The organism is Chryseobacterium herbae (assembly GCF_025154075.1).
Lineage (GTDB): Bacteria > Bacteroidota > Bacteroidia > Flavobacteriales > Weeksellaceae > Chryseobacterium > Chryseobacterium herbae.
On sequence record NZ_JAOAMU010000003.1, the window covers coordinates 172,896 to 199,138 of the forward strand.

Genomic DNA, 26,243 nt, shown 5'->3' on the forward strand with positions numbered 1-26,243 from the left:
TCAGTTGAATAAACAGCCGCTTCTTATTCTGACTCTGTGTTTTATCCTCGGAATTTTTTTTCAGGATCAATTGGTGTTGAATAAAACGTCGATTTATGTCGTGTGTGCAGCGTGTCTGCTGATTCTCCTTTTGTTTTTTTTTCATTCTTACTTTCTGCACAAAACAAGAGCTTTTCTTTTGGGACTGATGTTTTTCGGCGCAGGAATTATTCTTCATTTTTTCAGCAGCTTTTCATCTGATGATCTTTCAGTTTCTAAAAATGAGATGATCACTTTTAAGATCTCAAAGAAATTAAATTCGACAGAGAAATATAAAAAATATGAAGCTTTTGTTTCTACAGGAATAGAAAATTTTAATGCGGTCCTGTATCTCCCCCAAAATGAAAAAGAACTGGATTTTGACCATTATTATAAAGCAGATGCCTATCTTTCAAGGCCAAGGTTGCCCCAGTATGATTTTCAGTTTGATTATGCCCGTTATTTAAAAAGGAAGAAAATTGAATACCAATGTTATCTTTCAAAAGGAATTTCTTCAGCGAAAAGAGATGATCTGACTTTCAATGAAAGGATTCAGCAGCACAGGCTTAAAATAGTACAAAAGATCGACCACACGGAAATGTCATCCAGAACGAGAGAGTTTTTAAAAGGAATCATCCTGGCCGACAGAACGGAGACAGATCCCGAAACAGTGCAGGATTTTAACAGATCAGGGATGGTTCACTTACTTGCAATTTCAGGAACGCATATTGTGGTGATTTTTGGAATATTTTATTTTCTTTTAACCAGATTCAGTCCGCTAAGGTTCAGAAAATACGCGATCATTTCCAGCATTTCTTTGATCTGGTTTTTTGCTGCATTTATTGGGTTTGGAAACTCTGTAATGCGCTCCTGTATTATGCTGACGGTCTATTTTATCTATGTTATTCTTCAGAGAAAACCGGATTTACTTCACTCAATGTCATTATCAGCAATGATTATTCTGGTTGCAGATACACAGCAAATTTTTGATGTTGGTTTTCAGCTTAGTTTTCTTGCCGTTTTAGGAATCTACTGGCTGAATCAGCCTCTTTTGAAATATTTTCCCAAGCAGGATGGGTACTTAAAAAAACTCTTCTTTAATGCGGTGACGATATCACTTTCTGCACAATTGGCGACGCTTCCGCTGGTTCTGTATTACTTTCATCAGTTTTCTTTGGTTTCTATTCCTGCCAATATCCTGATTGTCCCGTTTTCGGAGCTGATTATTGTCTTTTCATTTCTGATGACGATTCTTATTGGTCTGCAGATGGATTTTAGTTTAATCAATACTATTTACGACGGTTCAATTCAGATTTTGCTGAAATTGATCCACTGGTTTGCGGAAACGGATCTGCTCTTTTTTTCCAATATCCCGATGAATATTGTTGAGGTTTTGACCTTATTCGTCTTAGTTTATTGGATGAGACCATTGCTTTTACAAATTAATTTTAAAAACTCAATGAAACTTGTAAAAATTGTTTTCCTTTTTTTTATGATCAGAACCACCTTTACGATCTTTGAAAACAGGAAGAATGAAGTCCTGATTCATGATTTTAACAAAACTAAAGTAGTGTCCGTAAAGACTGGGAACAAAGTCTGTTTCTGGACGGTTGAAAATTCAGACGAAAAGAAGTTAATGAGTTTTATAACAGGTCCTTATTGCGCTTCAAGACGCCTTCATAACATGGAAATTAAGACTTTTCCAAAAGCAGCCCGAAAAGTGGTTTTTAATGGCAAAATATATGATTTAAAATAATAATTGGTATTTTGCATTTTATCCTCACACAATGCTATAGATTCTTATTTAGAAAGATTACAAACTGGCTAATTGTGAGATTTCTCACTTCCCGATATTGTTAACATTTCTTAATTTTGTGGGAAATTCAAATTTAAACTTATATGGCAGGTTTAACGAGTTCTACGATAGGTAGAAAATATGCGATGGCATTATCAGCTATGTTTTTGCTGATCTTTCTTATACTGCATTTGACGACCAATTTGTTATCAGTCCTGAATCGCGATGCATTCAATACAGCATCAGATTTTATGGGCTATAATCCTTTTGTGCAGTTCTTAATGCAGCCTGTTCTTGGTTTTGCAGTTCTTTTCCATTTCATCATGGGATTTGTACTGGAAATTAAGAACAATAAAGCGCGTCCGGTAAAGTACGCTTCAAACAACCCTTCTGTGAACTCTTCATGGATGTCCAGAAATATGATTATTTCAGGAGCAGTTGTTTTAGCTTTCCTAGCGCTTCACTTATATGATTTCTGGCTTCATGAGATCAACTACAAGTATGTGGAAGGACTTGCTCCTGATGCGGAACGTTTCTGGCCGGAGTTACATGAGAAGTTTGCAGACCTTTGGAGAGTTGCACTATACGTGATCTCTTTTGTTTTGCTTGGACTGCATTTGGCTCACGGTTTCCAATCTTCGTTCCAGTCTGTTGGGGCTAGACATCCGAAATATACGCCGGTAATTAAAGCTTTTGGAAAATGGTATTCAATCCTTATTCCTGCAGGTTTTATTTTTATTGCAATTTTTCACTTCGTAACTCAATAATATCAATATACCAATATGAGTAAATTAGATTCAAAAATTCCGGCTGGTCCTTTAAAGGATAAATGGAAGCATCATAAAGACCATATGAACCTTGTTGCACCAAACAACAGAGATAAGATTGATATTATTGTTGTAGGTACAGGTTTGGCAGGAGGTTCTGCTGCAGCTACATTAGCGGAGCAGGGATATAACGTAAAAGCATTCTGCTACCAGGATTCTCCAAGAAGAGCACACTCGATTGCTGCACAGGGAGGTATCAACGCTGCTAAAAACTATCAGGGTGACGGTGACTCTACTTATAGATTATTCTATGACACCATCAAAGGTGGTGACTACAGAGCAAGAGAGGCTAACGTTTACAGACTGGCTGAAGTTTCTGCTAATATCATCGACCAGTGTGTTTCTCAGGGAGTACCTTTCGGAAGAGATTACGGTGGTCAGTTGGATAACCGTTCATTTGGAGGAGTTCAGGTAAAAAGAACATTCTACGCAAAAGGACAGACAGGACAGCAGTTATTGTTAGGTGCATATTCTTCAATGAGCCGTCAGATCGGTAAAGGAAGAATCAAGATGTACAACCGTCATGAAATGCTTGACCTGGTTATTGTAGACGGAAAAGCAAGAGGTATCATCGCTAGAAACCTGGTAACAGGTGAGATCGAAAGACATTCTGCTCACGCAGTAGTTATTGCTTCCGGAGGTTACGGAAACGTATATTTCCTTTCTACCAATGCTATGGGATCCAACGTTTCTGCAGCATGGAAGATTCACAAAAAAGGAGCGTACTTCGCAAACCCTTGTTATGTACAGATTCACCCGACTTGTATTCCGGTTCACGGAACACAGCAGTCTAAACTGACTTTGATGTCTGAATCTCTTAGAAACTCAGGAAGAATCTGGGTTCCTAAGAAAATCGAAGATTCTGTAGCTATCAGAGAAGGTAAATTAAGACCTGAAAATATAAAAGAAGAAGATAGAGATTATTATTTAGAAAGAAGATATCCTGCATTCGGAAACTTAGTTCCTCGTGACGTTGCGTCCAGAGCTGGTAAAGAAAGATGTGATGCTGGTTTCGGAATCGAGAATAATGATACTAAAGAAGGTGTTTACTTAGATTTCTCTACAGAGATCATCAAAAAAGGTAAAGAGTCCGCTATCGAAAAACATGTTCACAATCCTACAGATCAGCAGATCTATGATTTAGGAAAAGCTTGGATTGAGGAGAAATACGGTAACTTATTCGTAATGTACGAGAAAATTACAGCTGATGATCCTTACAAAACTCCAATGAAGATTTATCCTGCCGTTCACTACACAATGGGTGGTGTTTGGGTTGATTATAACTTACAGTCTACAATCCCAGGATGTTTCGTAGTCGGGGAGGCTAACTTCTCAGATCACGGTGCCAACAGACTGGGAGCTTCTGCTTTGATGCAAGGTTTGGCAGACGGATATTTCGTACTTCCTTACACGATAGCAGATTATCTTTCTGCAGACATCAGAACAGGTGCAATTCCTACAAACTCTGCAGATTTTGATCAGGCTGAAAAAGAAATTAAAGATAAAGTAGATTTCTTCTTAAATAATAAAGGAACTCATTCAGTAGATCATTTCCACAAAAAATTAGGACACATCATGTGGAATAAGGTGGGAATGGGAAGAACTCCTGAAGGTTTGAAAGAAGCTATTGCTGAAATCGCTCAAGTGAAAAAAGAATTCTGGGCAGACGTGAAAGTTCCTGGTGATGCTGAGGGAATGAATACTGAACTTGAAAAAGCTTTCAGAGTGGCAGATTTTATCGAGCTTGGACAATTGATGGCTATTGATGCTCTACACAGAAACGAATCTTGTGGAGGACACTTCAGAGAAGATCACGCTACTTCAGAAGGGGAAGCAGAAAGAGATGATGTTAACTTCAAATATGTTGGAGCCTGGGAATATCAAACAGATGATATCACAACTGAAGTTCTGCACAAAGAAGATCTGGTGTACGAAAACATTGAAGTTAAAGCAAGAAGTTATAAATAATCTCCAACCTATAAATAAATAATTATGAGTGCAAAAAAAGGCCTTCATCTTACCCTAAAAATTTGGAGACAAAAAAATAGCAAAACTAAAGGTCAGTTTGAGACCTACAAAATATCAGATGTTTCTACAGATTCTTCTTTCTTGGAAATGCTTGATATTCTGAACGAAAATATTATTAACGAGGGAAAAGAACCTATCGCTTTCGACCACGACTGTCGTGAAGGAATCTGCGGTATGTGTTCTCTTTACATCAATGGTAGAGCTCACGGTCCGGATACTGGTATCACGACCTGTCAGCTTCACATGAGAATGTTCAAAGACGGTGAAACCATCGTTATCGAACCATGGAGAAGTGCTGCTTTCCCGGTTATTAAAGACTTAATGGTAGACAGAAGCGCATTCGACAGAGTAATGGCTGCAGGTGGTTTCATTTCGGTGAACACTTCTGGTAATACTTTGGACGCTAATGCAATTCCGGTTCCTAAAGAAGATGCAGACAAAGCTATGGATGCTGCGGCTTGTATCGGATGTGGAGCTTGTGTAGCGACTTGTAAAAACGGTTCTGCCATGTTATTCGTTGGAGCAAAAGTTTCTCAGTATGCTCTTTTACCTCAGGGTAGAGTAGAAGCGAGCAGAAGAGTTCTGAACATGGTGAAAGCTATGGACGAAGAAGGATTCGGAAACTGTTCAAATACAGGTGCTTGTGAAATTGAATGTCCGAAAGGAATTTCTCTTGAAAACATCGCCAGAATGAACAGAGAATATATGGCTGCTATGGTAGACAAAGGATAGAATCTATTCAAAATATATATATAAAAATCGTCTTCATTATGGAGACGATTTTTTTTGTATTAACCTGAGTTGAGTTATAAGTTATAAGTTTCGGGATACGAGATACGACTTAGCTCTTAACTAAAATCAAAGACCATAATTTCAACCTTCGGTACAATCCCTACAACCTACAACCTGCCACCTGCTACCTAACATCTGCCACCTAAGACCTGTCACCTAAAAAAACGTTTTAACCCGAATACATGTTATACTATGCTTTTAGTTGTTAAAATTTGTTAAGTTGTTGAGCAGATAAGACATTCTTTATTTAATAAGTCTATATTTGGTGAACACTATTTAAGAAAAGAGAAAGAATTCTCATCCATAGATTTTTGTCTACAAGTGAAAATCTAAGCGGATAAAATGGTCTCAACGGCCCTCTCCATAGGATTTCATAAAATTTTCAAAAAAAATAAATAGTGTTAATCAACAAGCCGTAAAAAACGTATTTTTGTGTAATATTAAAATTGAAATGAAAAAATATCTTTTATTGTTTATCATCACAGTATTTGTGATGTCTTGTTCAAAAAAAGTTGAAGTAAAAGGAAAAATTGCCGGAAGTTCACCACTCGAAAGAATTGAATTTGTTGAAGCTTCTGGTGTAGCAACACTTCCACTTGCTAATATAGGTTTAGATAAAAATGGAAACTTTACAGGAAGCTTTGATGCTCCTAAAGACGGAATGTATGTGATCAACTATGCAGGAAGACAGAATCTGATTTATCTTGAAGGCGGACAGAAATTAAATATTTCTGGAAACTCAATGACCTTTCCAAATGAATTCGTAGTTACAGGAGACGCTAAGAAAAATAATGATTTCCTTCAGGCGAGCCAAAAATTTTTAGGGGAGTACGGAAGTAAAATCAACATCCAGCAGTTAATGTCAGGTGACGAAAAAACGTTCTTAAAAGGAGCGCAGAAAATCGAAGCTGACATCAACAAGAATGTGGATGAGCTTGCTAAGAAAAACAACCCTGGTAAAGGAATGCTGGAGTGGAAAAAGAATGACGTGAAAGTGACTATTCTGAATCTTTTGGCCAATTATGAAATGGCACAGCGTCAGATGTCAGGAAATCCTTCATTCAAAGTGTCAAAAGCTTTCCAGGATTATGAGACTAAATTAGAAGAGAACAAAGATTTAATGGTAAAAACAATTCCATTATACAGACAATACCTTCTTGTGAAAATGAGTCCGGACTTCCAGAAATTTGCTGAAGCTAAAACGAAAGGAAAAACAGATGTTATAACTTCTGAAGTTTTTGCACAGTTCCTGAAAGACAGAAAAGAAGTATCGCAGACTGCTAAAGATTATCTTCTGGCATTCGTAGTAGCTCAGGATATTCATCCGGGTGCTCCTGCAAAAAATACGGAAAAGATCAAAAAAATCATCGATACAGATATTACAGACGCTGGAATCAAAGCTGACTTGGGTAAAATGCAGATCGCTATCAATGGACTTAAAGTAGGAGAAGTTGCTCCTGAAGGTTCACTGGTAAAAGCAGACGGTAAATCTTACCAGCTTTCAGAAAACAAAGGAAAACCATACATGTTGTTCTTCTACGCATCCTGGAACCCTTACATCAGCGAAGCTACTGTACCGGTATTAAAAGAAGTAGTGAATTTCTACAAATCTAAAATGAACTTTGTTTTTGTCAACGTAGATGATACGAAAGATCAGTTCGTAAAAACAAGCAGTGCATTGTTAAAAGGAATTCCTGGAACAAATGTATATGGAGAAAAAGGATTGGAATCTGATATCGCTAAAAAATATGGTGTGTACGGATTTAAATTACCTTGCTTCATCGTAGTGGATAAAGACGGTAAGATCGCGAGCAGATCTTTTGTGAACTTAGGGGAGCAGGAGGTAGTAACGGTTCTTGATAAACTTACAGGTCTTTCTGCCCCGAAAGTAGAGCAACAACAGCCTATGCAGATGCAGCCGGGAATGATGGTGGATCCTTCAGGACAGCCTGTAAATCCACAGCCCGCACCTACAAAATAATAAACTTTAATATAGATGGAAACCTTATCTTCGGATAAGGTTTTTTTTTATTGTATTTTTGCAAATTGAAACCGGATGGTTTTCTGGGACATATTAGAAAAAATAGAAATAGAATTAGCGGATGAGACTGGAGAGTTTCGTTCGTACGTTAAAGAAATTGAGTTTACGGATGAGAAAGAAGAAAGATATTATTCTTGAAAATATTAAGGTGTTCGGGGCAGGGGCGAAAGGCATTGCAATAGGAAGAACAGAAGAAGGAAAAACAGTACTGATCTCGGGAGCCGTTCCCGGAGATGTAGTGAATGCCAGAGTAAAGAAATCCAAGTCCAAGTACTACGAAGCGGAAACCGTGGAAGTAGTGGAGTCTTCTCCATACAGAGTACAAGCTAAATGTATTCATTTCGGAACTTGCGGAGGATGCAAATGGCAGAATATGAGCTATGAAAAACAGCTTGATTTCAAACAGGAAGAAGTATACAATAATATTAAAAGAATCGGTGGGATTGAAGACTTTGAAACCGTTCCGATTTTAGGTGCCGAAGAACAGTATTTCTACAGAAATAAAATGGAGTTTTCTTTCTCAAACGCGAGATGGCTGACTCAATACGAAATAAGCTCTGAAGAGAATTTTGGAAGCAAAGACGCTCTTGGTTTTCATATTCCGGGAATGTGGAGCAAGATTTTAGATCTTAAAGAATGTTTCCTTCAGGAAGAACCATCCAATGCAATCCGTCTGGCCGTAAAAAAATTCGGTGTAGATAACGGATTGGATTTCTTTGATGTTAAAAATCAGGAAGGATTCCTGAGAACTCTTATGATGAGACAAAACTCTAAAGGCGAGTGGATGGTCTTATTCCAGCTGTACAGAGAAGAAAAAGAAAATAGAGAAAAGCTTTTCCAGTTTTTACTTGAAAAATTCCCGCAGATCAAAACATTAGTGTACGCCATCAATCCAAAGCAGAATGATTCCATTTATGATTTAGATGTTAAAATTTATTTCGGAGAAGGATTTCTGATGGAAGAAATGGACGGACTGAAGTTTAAAATCGGACCGAAATCATTCTTTCAGACCAATTACAAGCAGGCATTGGAGCTTTATAGAAAAACCCTTGAGTTTGCTGATTTAAAAGGCGATGAAGTAGTTTATGACCTTTACACAGGAACAGGAACTATTGCTCAATATGTAGCCAGAAATGCAAAGCATGTCATTGGGATAGAATCTGTTCAGGAAGCCATAGACGCTGCCATTGAACATGCTGAATTAAATGGTCTTATCAACACTACATTCTATTGTGGAGATATGAAAAATGTCTTTAACGATGAATTCCTGGAAAACCACCCGAAAGCAGATGTCTTAATTACCGACCCACCAAGAGACGGGATGCACCAGAAAGTAGTGGAGCAGATCCTGAAACTGGCACCGGAAAAAGTAGTGTATGTAAGCTGTAACTCAGCGACGCAGGCAAGAGATCTGGCTTTGATGAAAGAACATTACACCCTTGTGAAAATATTACCGGTAGATATGTTCCCGCAAACGCACCACGTTGAGAATATTGCATTACTAATCAAAAAATAATTACTTAAATTTGAATATATTAATCTGATAATTTAAATGAAAAGAGTGAAAAACCTGGGTGCTGCATTCATTGTATTGGTTTTGATGTTGAGTCAGACCGGACTGAAAGGGCAGGAAAAAGATTCTACAGCGGTAAAAACAGATACCGCCAAAGTAAAAAAAGATGATCTTAAGAAAAAGCCGGTGATAAAACCTTACAAAGAGGTGATTACGGATAAGGCGGTTTCGGATCAGGGGGTTTTCACAGTTCATAAATTAGAAGATAAATATTACTTCGAGATTCCTGACAGAATGCTGAAAAAGGAATTTCTTTTAGTAACAAGACTTACAAAAGCTGCTGCCGGCATGCGTTCCGGAAATACCGGATATGCGGGAGATCAGATCGGCCAGCAGGTAGTAGCTTTTGAAAAAGGTCCTAAAGACAAAATCCTTCTGAGAGCTATTTCTTTTGTAGATTATGCAAAAGATTCCACCTCAGATATGTACAATTCTGTCATCAGAAATAATGTACAGCCTATCATCAAATCCTTTGATGTAAAAACGTACGGAGACGATAAAAAGTCTTCAGTCATTGATGTCACGGATCTTCTGAACTCTGATAATGAAACGGTTTCTTTCTCTGTAAATTACAAAGATGCCTTTAAAGTTGGAGCTTTCCAGAAAGATATGTCATTCGTAAACTTTGTAAAATCGTTCCCGAATAATATCGAGATCAATACCACCAAAACTTTCGCACGTACTTTGGGAAGACCATTGCCGGGAGCTACTCCTGCCAACACCCCGAAAATAAGCGGAAATTATACGGTAGAGATCAACGCCTCATTTGTTCTCCTTCCGGAAAATAAAATGCAGGCCAGATACTTTGATCCGAGAGTAGGTTATTTTACAGTAGGCTATACAGATTTTGATCTCGATCCTCAGGGTGTAAAAAAGATTTCTCTGGTTAAAAGATGGAGACTGGAGCCAAAACCTCAGGACCTTGAAAAATATAAAAATGGAGAGTTGGTAGAACCTGCAAAACCGATTGTATTTTATATTGATCCGGCCACACCAAAAAAATGGGTTCCTTACCTGATTCAGGGAGTAGACGACTGGAAAAAAGCCTTTGAAAAAGCAGGTTTCAAAAATGCCATTTATGCAAAAGTCCCGGATTCAAAAGTGGATACGGAATGGAGCCTTGAAGATGCGAGATTCTCTGCCATTGTTTATAAACCTTCAGATGTGCCGAATGCTTCCGGACCATCGATCTCAGATCCGAGAACGGGAGAAATTCTGGAAAGCCATATCAACTGGTATCATAATGTCATGATGCTACTGAGAAACTGGTATTTTGTACAGGCTGCGCCCAATGATGAAAGAGCACGAAAAATTAAGTTTGATGATAAACTGATGGGCGAACTGATCCGTTTTGTTTCTTCTCATGAAGTAGGACATACTTTGGGATTAAGACATAATTTTGGTTCAAGTTCTACCGTACCTGTTGAAAAGCTGAGAGATAAAAAATGGCTTGAAAAGAATGGCCACACCCCATCGATCATGGATTATGCACGATTCAATTATGTGGCACAACCGGAAGATAATATCGGAGATTCAGGAATTATGCCTAGAATTGGAGATTATGATGACTGGGCCATTGAGTGGGGCTACAAAAGATTGTATCAGTACAACAACCCGGATTCAGAAAAAGAATATATGAACAAATGGGTCATTAAAAATTTAAAAAACGAAAGACTTTGGTTCGGTACAGAATCCAATCCTCTTGATCCGAGATCTCAGAGTGAGCAGGTAGGAGACAATGCCATGATTGCAAGTGCCTACGGAATAAAAAACCTGAAGAGAATTATAGATAATCTGGAAAAGTGGACGGCAAGTCCGAATGAAGATTATGAAAATCTTGGAATGATGTATGATCAGGTAACCGGGCAGTTCAGAAGATATACCGGTCATGTTTCAAAATATATCGGCGGACAGATGGAAACTCCTAAAACCGCTGAGCAGTTAGGTCCGGTGTATGAAGCTGTAGCTAAAAAAGATCAGCAGGAAGCGATGAGATTTCTTGAAGAAAATGTTTTCACTACACCACAATGGCTGATCAAAAAAGAAGTTTTTGAGAAGACAGGAAAAACGCCGGTGAAAACCATTGAAGAAATTCAGAATGGAGTTCTTTCAAGAATTTTGAGTCCGATCGTTTTACAGAATATGTATCAGATGGAAGCTGTTGATCAGAATACCTATACCTTGGTTGATCTGTTTTCAGACCTGAATAATTCCATTGTTAAAAAAGCAAATCCTGATGTATACGGTAGAAACCTTCAGCGAAATTATGTGGATAACCTGATTAAACTTGTTGATGCAAAAAATCCTGATAAATCTGATGTTTCATCCATTGTGAGAGGAAATCTGATCATGATTAAAAAAGAACTTTCGGCAAAAGCAGATACCAATACGGTGAATCAATACCACTATGAAGATCTTGCTTTCCGAATTGAAAAAGCCTTAGATCCAAAATAAAAAATATGAAATATTTTACATACCTTATATTGATATGCGGTATCTTCATGATCTCATCCTGTGGCGGAGACGATGATATCTGTGAGAGTGGGGAAGGCACCCCCCGAATGAAAGTGGCGTTCAAGTCTTTGGCGTCAGGTAAAGAGGTTACTTTGGACTCTGTATATGTAGCCGTAGATTACGGTTCCGGAAAAGTGCAGCTGGGTAAGCTTCAGAAAATAAATTCAAGACTGATCCCGTTAAGAGTAGACGACTCACCATATACAGACGTTTATTTCAGGTTAGAAAATAAAGCTCCTGAATCTCACGTACGAATCAATTATACCACGAAGACTGCCTATGTTTCTCCGGGATGTGGGATCAAAAAAACGTACGAAAATTTAAACTCAGAATTAAAACAATCCAATCCTGTACAGAAAGTAGAAGCAGGACAAAACCAAATAGAGAATGAAGACAAGATTAATCTTTACCTTCTTTTTTAGCATCGTAGGAATGCTGGGAATGGCCCAGGAAAAAAAAGAAGCCAAAGAAGCCAAAAAAGTTCAGGAGAAATACAAGCCTAACTTTATGGTGGGTCTTGACGTTCTTAATGCCGGGGTTTCCTTTTTCTCAGACAGAGTGCTTTACCAGGGGTTTATTTCATCCAAGGTGAAAGGAAATGTTCATGCCATTGCCGAAGCCGGTTTTGAGAAAAATGTATATCAGAAGAACGGGTATGATGCAAAAGCAAGCGGTCCATTTGTAAAGCTGGGTGCATTCTATATGCTGGCCAAGGACCTTGAAAATGAATTCAACGGTTTCTATGCCGGAGGGAAGATAGGTGGAGCTTTCTACAATCAGGAGTATATGGCAGTTCCGGTCCGCGGATTCGGAGGGAGTGCTTCTTCTGTAGCATTTCCGTCATCATCACAAACCTCTGCATGGCTGGAAGGAACCTTAGGAGGAAGAGTGCAGTTGTTTGAATCCAATTTTTATATTGATGTCAATCTTCAGCCGAAATATTTAGTTTATACCTCAAAACAAGATGATATCACACCCATGATCGTACCCGGATTCGGCAGAAGTTCAGCCAAATTCAATATGGGCTTCGCATGGAATATCGCGTACAAATTTTAAAAAGAAAATAAACAGATTCTTACTGTTAAAAAATAAGAGCAGTCTTTATCATAAGCATAAAGCAATGCATCATGAATAATGAATCCCCGGGTCCCCATCCGGGGATTTTTTCATGAGTATCGGTTAATCATAAAGTAAGTATTATGGTTATTATTCATTAAAAGTTAAAATTTAATGATTTTATTTTAATAGAAATATTATATTTGTGACATTAATCTAATATTTCAAGAAATTATGAAGAAAATTTTTACTTCAGTATTTTCTCTTTGTATGTTCGCTGCTGCTACGGCCCAGTGGACGCCGTCAACTGGACGGTCCGGAGAGGTGATACAGCGGTCCGATATTAAAGGATACTACAATTTAGATATTTCTTTACTAAGAACACAGCTTTCGGGAGCTCAGGAAATGGGTAAAAATGCAAAACCTATTGCAGTTGCACTTCCTACTTTAGATGGCAAAATTGAAAGATTCAACGTGTACAGCTTTCCGGTTGTGGATAAAGCCCTTGCGGATCAGTATCAGCTTGGATCATACGTGGGAGTAGGAATAGATGACCCTTCCAAATATTTAAGATTTTCACTTGCTCCGAATGACTTTCAGTCTATGATCATTAAAGACGGAGTGTATCAGTTTATTGAACCACAGAATGCTTCTAAAACGGTTTACGGTGTACATGCCAAAACCACGGACGCAGGATCACAAGGCTTCCTGTGTTCTATGGATGAAGATATTCTTTCTAAAAGTGAGATCGCAAAACTGTACAATACCAATAAATCATTTACCAACAATCCATCAGATTTTTCTAAATCTTCAGATAAAAAATACAGAACACTAAGACTGGCACTTTCAGTAACTGCAGAATATACAGCTTACTTTGGAGGTACCCAGGCTGGAGCGCTTGTAGCTATGAATGCAACGCTTTCAAGAGTGAATGGCGTTTTTGAAAAAGATATGGGATTGCATATGAATATGGTAAATTATCCTGCATTGGTTTATATGGATGCAGCTACTGACCCTTATTCTCCTGCCGCTCAGATGAACAACTGGAATGTTCAGCTTCAGCAGACCCTTACCAGTGTGGTAGGAAACGAAAATTATGATATCGGCCACTTGTTCGGAAGAAGCGGAGGCGGTGGAAATGCTGGATGTATCGGATGTATCTGTGTAAATCCTGCCACTCCCACTACCAAAGCAAAAGGTTCAGGATTTACTTCACCAGCGAATGCCATTCCACAGGGAGATACATTTGATATTGACTATGTAGCTCACGAAATGGGACACCAGCTGGGAGCAAACCACACATTCTCCCATGCACTGGAATCTTCGGGAGTAAATATGGAACCCGGTTCAGGATCTACGATTATGGGGTACGCAGGTATTACAGGTGCCAATGTTCAGATGAACTCCGATCCTTACTTCCATGTAGTAAGTATTATTCAGATGCAGAATAATATGGTGGCTAAAACTTGTGATGTTGAAACTTCAGTGACCAACAATCCACCGGTAATCTCTGCATTAAATGACTATGCGATTCCAAAAGGGACAGCATTTGCACTTACAGGGAATGCTATCGATCCTGAAGGAAATCCTATGACCTATACGTGGGAGCAGTTTGATAATGCCGCTGCGACAGTAACTTCTGTTAATGGAAATACCGGAGTGGGGCCGCTATTCAGATCGATCCTTCCGTCTACTTCACTTACAAGATATTTTCCTAAACTAAATACCGTATTGGGCGGAAATCTTTCTTCTGCGGCAGATTGGGAAACCGTATCAAGCAGAGCAAGATCTACCAATTTTGTATTTACGGCCAGAGATAACAGCCCGATTGCGGCAGAGCAGCAGACCAATTCTGCACTTCAGAAAATCAATGTAGGAAATGAAGGACCTTTTCAAGTGACTTCTGCTACAGTATATAATAATGCAGCCGGTGCTGTAACCTGGAATGTAGTCAATACCAATTCCGGGATTTACAATGCTCCGAATGTTAAAATAGATTATACCGCAGATAACGGAGTTACATGGGTTGTGCTTACGCCATCCACTCCGAATGACGGAGCTGAAGCATTTACATTTTCTTCTCTTGCAACAGGAGCAGCTATAAAAATCAGAGTAAGTGCTGTTGGAAATGTTTTCTATGCTATTGGAAATGCCACAGTAGCAGCATCAATGGCAACATGTTCTTCTACAGCTACGACAGGAGTTGCTGCTTCAGGACTGACAATTTCTTCCGGAAATATCAGCTGGGCACCGGTTCAGGGAGCAACTTATTCTCTACGATACAGAAAAACAGGATCTACAACGTGGGTTACTGTAAATGTTCCTACGAACTCTTATTATATTGCAGGTCTTGCAGACACCACTCAGTATGAAGTACAGGTGGCTAATATTTGCGGAAGCACTACCGGTGATTATTCTGCAAGTACGAATTTCAACACATTGGCTTATGCATTGTGTACCAACAGTTCCGGAAATTTCGACGATGAGTTTATCTCAAATGTTTCTGTAACGCCGGTGGGAATGAGTGTTGTTTCAAATGCCAGTTCAGGCTCTTCTTATACCGATTATACAGCGGATCCTTCAAAAGTAATTACCCTTAGACAAGGAAGTTCAGGCAATGCAATCAGTGTGACAAAAGCATGGACGGGGCAATCATACAACGAAGGTGTATCCGCGTGGATAGATTTCAACAGAGATGGGAATTTTTCAGATTCTGAAAAGATCTTTACCAGTGCTTCGAATATGGTGACCCCGGTTTCCGGAACATTCTCTGTGCCTGCCAATGCATATACAGACAGCAAGGTGATTATGAGAGTCGCTATGTCTTACGAAAATCAACCTGAAAACGGATGTAACCCTTTTGCCTATGGTGAAATCGAAGATTATCCGGTTCAGATCCAATTGTCATTAGGAACAAATGAAGTGAATGGTGCCAATAACAACGGAATCCAGATCTATCCAAATCCGGTAACCGATATTCTGAATGTAACCAAAGTTTCAGATAAGGCAGCGTATAAAATTTACAATACCGCAGGTCAGCTTGTGGGTGATGGAAATATCAACAGTGGAAAAATCAATGTTTCATCTCTGGTGAAAGGCGGATACGTCATCACAATAGATGAAAAGGGCAAAGAGCAATTCAGATCTAAGTTTATCAAAAAATAATAAGAATTAATACCAATATAAAATCCTCAGGCTATTCTGGGGATTTTGTATTTTAATGTATAAAAAATACTTTTATTGTGGAATTTTAACAAAAAAATATTTGAATGAATGCATTAATAGTGAAAAAATTATTAGATTTGTGTAATTATAAAATTGTTAGCGTATGAATTAAAAAATTATTCTTTTTAATACAGAATATCTGTAAAAAAATGGATGTTTCAAAGAAAAACATTTGAACACCGAAAAATAGGAAACACTATACTTACTTACTATTGTTATCACTACTAAACTAAACAAATATGAGTGGATTTTTACTCTGTAAAGTGGGCAGGCCCTTTAGGGTGCTCATCACATTGCTGTGTATGGTCTTCGGACTGTTGTCACAGGCACAAACAATCACTATTGGTACAGGAACCAGTACTCAGAGATATCCTTTGGGTCCCTATTACGGGCACCAGAGAGATGCTTCACTTTATACTGCAGCTGAAATAAATCTTCCTGCAGGCGGAAGTGTTCTGTCGGTAGGATGGAATGCTACAGTAGCTACGACGATCACTACTCCGGTTAAAATTTATTTAAAAACCGTTCCTGCCGCTACGACTACCCTTCCTTCACAAAACTGGGCTACCTCCACTACGGGGGCTACTCTGGTGTACGACGGAAACATAGCCAGTATACCTACAGGATGGAATACAATCGCGCTTCCAAACCCTTATTATTATAACGGGGTGGAAAACCTTGTGGTATTGGTGGAAACCAACTACGGAGGAACCGGAACCGGAACATTAGGTGGAAATGCCTTTACGTATTCCAGTAATGCATCAAAGCACCAATATATCGAGGGTGACAACACGCCACCTACCACTACCGGGACAATTGATGGCAACAGACCAAATATTAGATTAATTTTTGGCCCGGCACCAACTTGTTTGCCTCCTATAGGATTAACTTCAGGAGCAACAACAGCCACGACAGCAGCGATCAGCTGGACTGCACCTTCTTCTGCACCCGCAGGAGGATATGACGTATATTACAGCACAACAGCTACAGCCCCAACGGCTGCAACGGTACCTTCACAAACGGTTACTACCGGAACAGGAGTAACCCTTTCCCCATTGGTACCTAATACAACATACTATATTTGGATAAGATCAAAATGTAGTGCGACTGACCAGAGTACTTGGATAGGACAGTTAACTTTGACTACACCTCCTTCATGTATGGCCCCTACAGCATTAACTGTTGGAGCGGTTATACCTACAAGCGCCAATATCAGCTGGACAGCTCCTTCAATTCCGCCTGCGGGAGGATATGAAGTATACTACAGTACATCCGCTACAGCTCCAACAGCTGCAACAGTGCCTTCACAAACCGTGACTGGAACCACAGCAACACTTTCTCCATTGGTAGCCAATACTACTTATTATGTATGGGTGAGATCGAGATGTACTGCAACAGATCAAAGTACATGGACAGGACCTATGACAGTGCTTACAGGATACTGTGCACCAACTGGAGGTAGCAGCTCAACTTCATATTACCTGAAGACGATTAATACAACAGGAGGAATTACAAACTTAAACTATACAGCGAATTCCTATACAGCTTATGTGAATAACTCAGCTACTGTTTTCTCAGGGTTACCTACCAATACGATAACCATGAATTTGAACAGTGGAACCAGTACATACAATTATTATGTTTGGATCGACTGGAATAACAATATGAGCTTTAACGATCCGGGTGAAACCATTCTGGCAACTCCTGGTTATGTGACTTCTGCAACAGCAACGATTAATATACCTGGAACACAGGCTCCTGGGAATTACAGAGTAAGAACGTCAACATCGTTTATTGGAACTAATGCTTCATGTGGACCTGCGCCGTATGGTAATTTTGTAGACTTTACATTAAATGTGATCGCTTTACAGCCTTGTACTACAGCGCCTCCGGGAAATATTACCGTTTCAAACCTTACGCCTACTACCGCTCAGATAAACTGGTTGCCTTCAAATGGAGCTACATATGTGCTTCAGTACAGATCGCTGCCTGGAGGAGCATGGATACCGGTGAGTATTACGGCGCCACTTTCGAGTACTTACACCATTACGAACCTTACGGAACAGACTCAGTATGAATTCCAGATAGCTACGGTTTGTGGAGGAACTCAGGGACCATTCTCTACAGCGACTCCTTTCACCACTCCGGCTATTACATATTGTACATCTGCTTCTACAAGTACTACGATTGACGGCTTTATCAGCAATGTTGCCGTAACTCCGAATTCTGCAATACCAATGAACAGTGCTTCGGGTTTCAGTAACTATACAGATTACAGTACAGATCCTGCGAGACTGGTTACTTTGGTAAGAGGTCTTGGAAGTAATACAGTGACTGTTAATAAATCATGGCCTGGAACTCAATGGTCTTTCGGAACAGGAGTTTGGATTGACTTTAACAGAAACGGAGTTTTTGAAGCCAGTGAGCAGGTATTGAATTCACCGAGCAACACAACGAGTCCGGTTACAGCTATTTTTGCTGTTCCTGGTACTGGTGGCGGTGTTTACACAGGAAACCTTACGACCCGTATGCGTGTAGCATTGAGAGAAAGTGCTGCTGCTGCTGCTTGTGGAACTTTCACCTGGGGTGAAGTAGAAGATTATGCGGTAAAACTTATTGATCAGCCGCCTTGTACTACAGCGCCACCTACAAACATTACAGTAACTAACCTTACAGCAACTACGGCTACAGTATATTGGTTCGGTGCTGCCAATGCTACTTATACCATCAGATGGAAACTAGCTACAGCAGGTACTTATACCATTCCACCGGTTGTTTTAGCACCTGGTGTGAATACGTATACCATTCCAGGACTTACTGAGCAGACTAAGTATGATGTACAGATTTCTACTACATGTGGAGGTTCTACAGGACCATACTCTACAGCGGTACAATTTACGACACCACCACTTTCATACTGCCCTATGACAGGAACAGGAACTAACGATCACATTTCAAATGTAACTGTTACTTCTTCTAACCCTGGAGTGCCGGTAATGAATAATACAACGGTTCAGACTAACTATACAAGCTACATCACACCTCAGACACTGATCACTCTTGATGCAGGTTCTTCAAATAATAAGATCTCAGTATCAAAAGGATGGACAGGGGCAACGAGCAATGTGGCAGTTTCAGCCTGGATCGATTACAACAGAAACGGAGTTTTTGAAACATCAGAACAGATTCTGAACTCGGCACCGAGTACTGCAACTCCTGTAACGAATCTTAACTTCGCAGTTCCTGCAACAGCTTATACAGGTCCGCTTACAACGACTATGAGAGTAGTGCTTAAACGTACAAGTGCTCCGGTATTATGTGTGGATCCTGTGAACGGAGAAGTGGAAGATTACGCAGTAAAAATCAGACCATGTGCTAACGGTACACCGAACCAACCGGGAATCACGGCAACACATAACTCTGCGACGCTTACCCTTTCAGGAGTTGCGAACACTACTACTTATCTGGTAAGATACAGACTTCAGGGACCTCCTCCGGGAGCCTGGACGGAAATATATGCTTCAGCATTGCTAAACAACATTCCATTGGTGATAACAGGTTTAACGCCTGCTACCAATTATGAAGTTCAGGTTGCTGCAGTTTGTGGAGATGTTGTAGGTACATTTACGGCTATCAAACCATTTGTGACAAGATGCGACCCTACGCCTCCGAATGTTACGGTAAGTAATATTACTACCAACTCTGCACTGATTACATGGGCACCGCTTGCAGCGAGCTCTACGTATACCCTGGAGTGGAGAAAAGTAGGAGCGCCTGCATGGACTCAGGTGCCAAACATTGCTCCTCCTACCAATACTTATTTGTTAACAGGTTTAGACCCGTATACAAAATATGAAGTAAGAGTGGCTAACAAGTGTGTTGGAGAACTTACTCTTAACCCGTACTCAAATCCGAAAGTATTTACTACGGAAAGAACATGTGAGCTTCCTCCTCCGGGATTAACAATTTTACAGCTTACTCCTACATCGGCTGAAGTGACATGGGATGGTTTCCCTGGTGCAACGTATGTACTGAGATATAGAAAAGTAGGTATTCCTAGCTGGACGAATGTTCCTCTTATCACGAATACTTATACCATTACAGGATTATTGGAAGAAACGAAATATGAAATGCAGGTAATGAATATTTGTAACGGTACGCCGGGTACACCTACGCCTCCATACTATTTCACGACACCTACAGTAATTTATTGCCAGATGGGTGCTCAAAATTCTGTGAACGAGCATATCGCTAAAGTTACAGTGGTACCGAACGGAAGACCTAAAATGGAAAACGCTTCAGGACCATCAAGCTATACCAACTACACAGGAGTACCTGCAACATTTATAGAAATGGTTCAGGGATCTACAGGGAATCAGATCACGATTGAGAAAAAATGGAACGGAACGAATCATGATGAAGGGATCGCTGTATGGATTGATTTCAACAGAAACGGATATTTCGATCTTGACGAAAGAGTATTCACATCACCTCCGAACACGACAAGTCCTGTGACAGGAACATTCAGTGTACCGGTAGATGCTTATATCAGTATGACAAACTATAAGTATGTTGTCATGAGAGTAGCAATGATGAGAGACGGAGTTCCGGTGAACTGTGCTAATTTTGCCAACGGGGAAGTAGAGGATTACTCAGTAAGAATCTCTAAACCGGGAATACCAAACTCTGTGAACCAGACTGAAATCCTGATTTACCCTAACCCGGTAAGCTCAGTATTGTATGTGAAGAATATCAGCAAAAAAGCGAAATATAAGATCTACAATTCTGCAGGACAGGTTATCGGTGACGGTATCTTACTAAACAACCAGATCAATGTAAGCAAACTGATCAACGGAATTTATGTGATTGATATCGAAGACAACGGTATAACAGTTCAAAAGAAATTTATTAAAGAATAATATGTAAATTTCAAATATAGGAAGCCCTCAGAAATGAGGGCTTTTTTTTATTTTTATAAGGTTCCTTCGAACCGGATTAAAAGTTTTTTAATTAATAATTCAATAACAGTTGAATTTTTTACTTATAATTAAAGTTTTATAGTTATTTTTTTAATCTTTTTGATGCTTTATTATTCATTTGTCAATAAATTAATGGTATGTATTTTTTTTTATTAAAAAATATGCTAGATTTGTCAGATTATTACAAAATATTGAAAAAGTTATGAGGAAAATTTCTATTTCTTTCTTTTTCCTTTGTTTGTTTGCAATGATCCATGCACAATGGGCACCTGCAGTATATAATGGAAAAGGAGCTAATGATGGCTCAAAATCAGACAGCTATTTCTCTTTGGACATTTCACAGCTGAAATTACAGCTTGCCAAAGCAGAGGAAACTGGTAAAAATGCAAAACCAGTAATCATATCTCTCCCGACCATGAATGGGAAGATTGAAAAATTTGCAGTCTACAGCTTTCCGGTTGTAGCAAAAGAACTTGCAGATCAGTATCAGCTAGGCTCTTATGTTGGAGTAGGGATGGATGACCCCTCCAGATATTTGAGGTTCAGTTTAGCACCTAATGATTTTCAATCCATGATCATTCAGGATGGAAATTATGAATTTATAGAACCTGCCAATCCGGCAAAGACAATCTACAGGGTTCATCAGAAAACAGGAAAAGACAAAAAAGGATTTGTATGTTCGTCAGAAGAAACTGAAGGCGCGAGACATGATATTGATGAGCTTCGCCAGCAGGGGAAAGCTTTTTTTAATCAGCCTGCCGACTTTGCAAAAAACTCAGACAAGAAGTACAGAACTTTAAGACTTGCCCTTTCAGTATGCGGAGAATATACGCAATACCATGGAGGTACCGTGGCCGGAGCACTGGCTGCGATGAATGCCACGATCACAAGAATCAATGGAGTCTATGAAAAAGATTTTGCACTCCATATGAATTTACAGAATTATCCAAATTTAATTTATACCAATCCTGATACAGATCCTTATTCAGCAACTGAAGGAGGAACTGTCAATGGTATTGCTGGCTGGAACTCTCAGGTGCAGAATGTAATTACAGCTGGGGTAGGGAATGCAAACTATGATGTAGGACATCTATTTTCTCCTCCGGGAGCCGGTGGAAACGCTGGATGTATCGGATGTATATGCAGGGATAATTTAACGCCTACGGCTAATGATAAAGGATCAGGATGGACATCTCCTGGCGGCGGCCCTCCTGTCGGAGATAATTTTGACATTGACTATGTAGCTCATGAAATAGGTCACCAGTTGGGGGGCGTTCACAGCTTTTCATATTCTGCTCCTCAGTTAGGTTCTTCCACCAGTGTAGAGCCGGGCTCAGGATCAAGTATTATGGGCTATGCCGGGATTACCGGACCCACTACTGATGTACAGCCACATTCAGATCCTTATTTTAATATTACCAATATCACCCAGATTCAGGCGAATCTGATCAGTAAAACATGTGATATAGAAACAGTGATTACCAATACACCTCCGGTAATCGCGGCGCTTCCTACCTATAATATTCCAAAAGGAACAGCGTTTGTTCTTACAGCCTCTGCTACAGATGCTGAGAATGATCCTATGACTTTTAACTGGGAGGAGGTAGATATTGCCAATGTAGTGATCAATAATGCTAACTTAGGAGATACACCGAATGGTCCGTCTTTTAGATCTGTTGCTCCAACAGTAAGTCCTACCCGTTATTTCCCGAGATTTTCTTCAGTGCTTGCAGGTGTTTTAAATAATGCCAATAATCTTTGGGAAGCTGTATCTACAGTGGCAAGAACCACCAAGTTTACGGTTACTGCAAGAGATAATAATCCGGCTGCCAATCAGCAGCAGACGCAATCAGCAACACAGACTATTATTGTAGGCAATAATGGTCCTTTTAAAGTAAACCCAACAGTAATATATAACAACGGACCTACGACTGTTACCTGGGATGTTGTGAATACCAACGCGGCTCCTTACAATGCTCCCAATGTAAAAATAGATTTTACAACAGATAACGGAGTTACGTGGAATGTCGTAGCTGCGTCAACACCGAATGACGGAACTCAGGCTTTGGATTTTAGTGCCTTTCCTTTAACAGTAGGAGGTACCGCCAAAATCAGGGTGAGCGCCATCAATAATGTATTCTACGCGATAGGAACTGCGACCATTGAAACGCTTCCTATCTGTACTACTGCAGCACCGGGAGGAATTGTAGTTTCAGCGATTACACAGACGCAGGCGACAGTGACCTGGAATGCATCATTTAATGCAACCTATGTTTTCCAATATCGTGTTGCAGGAACTACAGCCTGGACAACAGTTACTCCTGCGCCTATTACCAATACAGTGACCCTTTCCGCTCTTACAGCGGGAACCCATTATGAATTCCAGATCGCCAATGTGTGTGCAGGAATACAGGGAGCCTTTTCACCGGTTTCAATTTTTGTAACCCTGTACTGTGCTGCAGCCTCTACCAATACGGATAATGGATATATTTCCAATGTCACAGTTGGTGCTACGAACTCATATACGATGAGTAATAATTCAGCAGCAGCTAATTATACAGATTATTCATCTGACATTACAAAACTGATAACACTGGTTCGCGGATCAGCCAATAATAGTGTTTCAATTTCCAAATCATGGCCGGCTGCGATATCAAGCAAAGCAGTAAGTGTCTGGATAGATTTTAATAAGAACGGTACTTTTGAGACCATTGAAAGGGTTTTAAATGCGGCGAATAATACAACAACTCCGGTCACTGCAACATTTCCAGTACCTGCTGCAGCTTATTTAGGACCGCTTACAACCCGTATGCGTGTTGTCCTTAGAGATTCTGCTAATCCTGCCGCATGTGGTAACTTTACCAATGGTGAAGTGGAGGATTATGCAGTAAAACTAATAGATCAAGCTGGTTGTACTACGGCTCCGCCAACCAATATTACCATGACCAACCTTACTCCTGTTACAGCTGATGTTTCATGGCTGGCAACAACAGGTGCAACGTATGTATTGCGATACAGAAAAGTGGGAACTACCGTTTGGACAACCGTAGATCCTGTACCGGCTCCAGGAAATACCTATACAATTCTGAACTTAACAGAACAAACTCAATATGAAGTACAGGTGGCGACAAAATGTAATGGTAGCCAGGGTGCTTTTTCACCTTCTACACAATTTACAACGCCGCCTATTACGTATTGTCCTATGACAGGCACCGGAACGAACGACCACATTTCAAATGTAACCGTGACCTCCATAAATCCTGCGCTTGCAGTAATGAATAATACTTCTGTACAAAATAACTACACGAGCTATAATACACCGGCTACCCTTATTACCTTGGAAATAGGTTCTGTTGGTAATAAAATCTCTGTGGCAAAAGGATGGACAGCAGCAACCGCCAGTGATGCAGTGAGTGCCTGGATCGACTTTAACAGAAACGGAGTTTTTGAAACATCAGAACAGATCCTGAACTCAGCAGCAAGTACTATAACTCCTGTTACAGCTAATTTCGGGGTTCCTGCCGGAGCTTATAACGGACCGCTGACCACAACAATGAGAGTCGTATTGAAACGTTCAAGTGCTCCTATAATGTGTCAGAATGCAGTAAACGGGGAAGTGGAAGACTACGTAGTAAAGCTAAAACCATGCAGTACAGATACACCAACCAATCCTACGTTTACAGCAGTAACTCATAATTCAGCTGTTATTAACTGGACAGCTGCAACGAATAACCTTACTTATCTGCTTCAATACAGAATATTAGGAACTACTGCATGGACATCAGTATATGTTACCGCTGTTCCATATACGTTGACCAACCTGGTTCCTTTTACGACCTATGAAGTACAAATTGCTGCAAACTGTGGAACTTCAACAGGTACCTTTACGCCGATCAGAGCATTTAATACAAAATGTGATCCTACGCCTCCTAGTGTTTCAGTGACCAATATCACGACTAACTCTGCGTTGGTTACATGGACCCCATTGGTTACAGGTTCTACCTATGTGATGAGATGGAGAAAAGTTGGTGCAACGGTATGGAATCTCGTTAACCTGCCAGCTCCACCTAGTAATACTTATGCATTAAATAGTTTAGATCCGTATACGAAATATGAAGTACAGGTAGCCAATCAGTGTACGGGAGAAAGCACACCTAATCCATATTCAAATCCTGTAGTGTTTACTACACTGAGAACATGTGAATTGCCTCCTCCGGGATTAACCATTAATCAGATTACCCCTACGACAGCTGAAGTGATATGGGATGGATTCCCGGGAGCTACGTATATCCTGAGATATAGAAAAGTGGGTATTCCGAGCTGGACTAATATTCCGGTAGCAACTAACGCTCACACGATAACAGGATTGCTGGAAGATACCAAATACGAAATGCAGGTAGTCAATATCTGTAACGGTACACCAGGAACTTATACTCCTCCGTATTATTTCACGACACCTACCGTGATCTATTGTCAAATGTCTTCTCAGAATTCTGTGAATGAACATATAGCCAAAGTTACGGTAACACCGAACGGAAGACCTAAAATGGAAAACGCTTCAGGACCTTCAAACTATACAGATTACACCGGAGTACCTGCCACATTTATAGAGATGGTTCAGGGATCTACAGGAAATCAGATCACGATTGAGAAAAAATGGAACGGAACGAATCATGATGAAGGAATTGCCGTTTGGATAGATTTCAACAGAAACGGATATTTTGATATCGATGAAAGAGTATTCACATCACCTCCGAATACTACAAGTCCTGTTACAGGAACATTCAGCGTACCTGCTGATGCCTTTGTAAGCATGACAACGTATAAATATGTAGTGATGAGAATCGCTTTAATGAGAGATGGAGTTCCGGTAAACTGTATGAGATTTGCGAATGGGGAAGTAGAAGATTACTCAGTAAGAATCTCTAAACCTGCAGTAGCGAATCCGGTAAACCAGACGGATATTATGATTTATCCTAACCCGGTAAGCTCAGTATTGTATGTGAAGAATATCAGCAAAAAAGCGAAATATAAGATCTACAATGCAGCCGCGCAGATCATTGCTGAAGGGATCTTACTAAACAACCAGATCAATGTAAGTAAACTGATCAACGGAGTTTATGTGATAGATATCGAAGACAACGGTAAATCCGTACAGAAGAAATTCATCAAAGAATAATATGTAAATTTTAAATACAGGAAGCCCTCAGAAATGGGGGCTTTTTTGATGGGCAACAGGTAATGAATAATGGGTAATAAGGTGGGAAATATTGAATTTTAGGATTAATTTTTAATTTTTAGCGAAAGGTTCCAGTCTTGAACTTTTCGTTCTTTTGTTTCAAGACAAAAGGACAAAAAGAATATTGATAAAATGCATTTTCCGTGTCAACCCCGG

At 39.8% G+C, this 26,243-nt stretch carries 12 protein-coding genes; all 12 read left to right on the top strand.

From position 1 onward, the window contains the following. Window positions 1-4 precede the first annotated feature (4 nt). The 12 genes from N0B48_RS10825 (at window position 5) to N0B48_RS10880 (ending at window position 26,027) form a co-directional block, all read left to right on the top strand. The gene (locus N0B48_RS10825) at window positions 5-1,774 is read left to right on the top strand and encodes a ComEC/Rec2 family competence protein (RefSeq protein ID WP_259838818.1); all 1,770 of its coding nucleotides are present in this window, start codon (window positions 5-7) and stop codon (window positions 1,772-1,774) included. 143 nt (window positions 1,775-1,917) lie between these two features. Beyond that, window positions 1,918-2,580 (top strand): succinate dehydrogenase cytochrome b subunit, encoded by a 663-nt coding sequence (locus tag N0B48_RS10830; RefSeq protein WP_259838819.1) that lies wholly within the window; start codon window positions 1,918-1,920, stop codon window positions 2,578-2,580. Window positions 2,581-2,595: 15 nt separating this feature from the next. After that, window positions 2,596-4,608, top strand: coding sequence for a fumarate reductase/succinate dehydrogenase flavoprotein subunit (locus tag N0B48_RS10835; RefSeq protein ID WP_259838821.1), 2,013 nt, complete (start codon window positions 2,596-2,598; stop codon window positions 4,606-4,608). A gap of 24 nt (window positions 4,609-4,632) precedes the next feature. Continuing rightward, window positions 4,633-5,400, top strand: coding sequence for a succinate dehydrogenase/fumarate reductase iron-sulfur subunit (locus N0B48_RS10840; protein WP_259838822.1), 768 nt, complete (start codon window positions 4,633-4,635; stop codon window positions 5,398-5,400). Window positions 5,401-5,911: 511 nt separating this feature from the next. After that, window positions 5,912-7,441, top strand: coding sequence for a TlpA family protein disulfide reductase (locus N0B48_RS10845; protein WP_259838823.1), 1,530 nt, complete (start codon window positions 5,912-5,914; stop codon window positions 7,439-7,441). Between the two features lie 169 nt (window positions 7,442-7,610). Further along, window positions 7,611-9,017: a 23S rRNA (uracil(1939)-C(5))-methyltransferase RlmD gene (rlmD, locus tag N0B48_RS10850; protein ID WP_259838824.1), complete on the top strand. Its 1,407-nt coding sequence runs from the start codon at window positions 7,611-7,613 to the stop codon at window positions 9,015-9,017. Window positions 9,018-9,053: 36 nt separating this feature from the next. Continuing rightward, window positions 9,054-11,528 carry a zinc-dependent metalloprotease gene (locus tag N0B48_RS10855; protein WP_259838825.1) on the top strand — a complete coding sequence of 825 codons (2,475 nt, stop codon included), beginning with the start codon at window positions 9,054-9,056 and terminating at the stop codon, window positions 11,526-11,528. 5 nt (window positions 11,529-11,533) lie between these two features. Next, the gene (locus tag N0B48_RS10860; protein WP_259838826.1) at window positions 11,534-12,010 is read left to right on the top strand and encodes a DUF6452 family protein; all 477 of its coding nucleotides are present in this window, start codon (window positions 11,534-11,536) and stop codon (window positions 12,008-12,010) included. After that, window positions 11,976-12,644, top strand: a complete 669-nt coding sequence (locus tag N0B48_RS10865; RefSeq protein WP_259838827.1) for a DUF6048 family protein — start codon at window positions 11,976-11,978, stop codon at window positions 12,642-12,644. Before N0B48_RS10860 ends, N0B48_RS10865 begins: the two co-directional genes overlap by 35 nt. A 234-nt stretch (window positions 12,645-12,878) precedes the next feature. Then, the gene (locus tag N0B48_RS10870; RefSeq protein ID WP_259838828.1) at window positions 12,879-15,809 is read left to right on the top strand and encodes a reprolysin-like metallopeptidase; all 2,931 of its coding nucleotides are present in this window, start codon (window positions 12,879-12,881) and stop codon (window positions 15,807-15,809) included. 299 nt (window positions 15,810-16,108) lie between these two features. Beyond that, window positions 16,109-20,788 (top strand): GEVED domain-containing protein, encoded by a 4,680-nt coding sequence (locus N0B48_RS10875; RefSeq protein WP_259838829.1) that lies wholly within the window; start codon window positions 16,109-16,111, stop codon window positions 20,786-20,788. 262 nt (window positions 20,789-21,050) lie between these two features. Beyond that, window positions 21,051-26,027, top strand: a complete 4,977-nt coding sequence (locus N0B48_RS10880; protein WP_259838830.1) for a GEVED domain-containing protein — start codon at window positions 21,051-21,053, stop codon at window positions 26,025-26,027. Window positions 26,028-26,243: the final 216 nt, after the last annotated feature.

What these genes read in the sequence shown, in the direction of transcription:
- N0B48_RS10830 (WP_259838819.1), top strand. Translation starts at nt 1,918, where the DNA reads ATGGCAGGTTTAACGAGTTCTACGATAGGTAGAAAATATGCGATGGCA.
- N0B48_RS10835 (WP_259838821.1), top strand. Translation starts at nt 2,596, where the DNA reads ATGAGTAAATTAGATTCAAAAATTCCGGCTGGTCCTTTAAAGGATAAA.
- N0B48_RS10840 (WP_259838822.1), top strand. Translation starts at nt 4,633, where the DNA reads ATGAGTGCAAAAAAAGGCCTTCATCTTACCCTAAAAATTTGGAGACAA.
- N0B48_RS10845 (WP_259838823.1), top strand. Translation starts at nt 5,912, where the DNA reads ATGAAAAAATATCTTTTATTGTTTATCATCACAGTATTTGTGATGTCT.
- rlmD (WP_259838824.1), top strand. Translation starts at nt 7,611, where the DNA reads ATGAGAAAGAAGAAAGATATTATTCTTGAAAATATTAAGGTGTTCGGG.
- N0B48_RS10855 (WP_259838825.1), top strand. Translation starts at nt 9,054, where the DNA reads ATGAAAAGAGTGAAAAACCTGGGTGCTGCATTCATTGTATTGGTTTTG.
- N0B48_RS10860 (WP_259838826.1), top strand. Translation starts at nt 11,534, where the DNA reads ATGAAATATTTTACATACCTTATATTGATATGCGGTATCTTCATGATC.
- N0B48_RS10865 (WP_259838827.1), top strand. Translation starts at nt 11,976, where the DNA reads ATGAAGACAAGATTAATCTTTACCTTCTTTTTTAGCATCGTAGGAATG.
- N0B48_RS10870 (WP_259838828.1), top strand. Translation starts at nt 12,879, where the DNA reads ATGAAGAAAATTTTTACTTCAGTATTTTCTCTTTGTATGTTCGCTGCT.
- N0B48_RS10875 (WP_259838829.1), top strand. Translation starts at nt 16,109, where the DNA reads ATGAGTGGATTTTTACTCTGTAAAGTGGGCAGGCCCTTTAGGGTGCTC.
- N0B48_RS10880 (WP_259838830.1), top strand. Translation starts at nt 21,051, where the DNA reads ATGAGGAAAATTTCTATTTCTTTCTTTTTCCTTTGTTTGTTTGCAATG.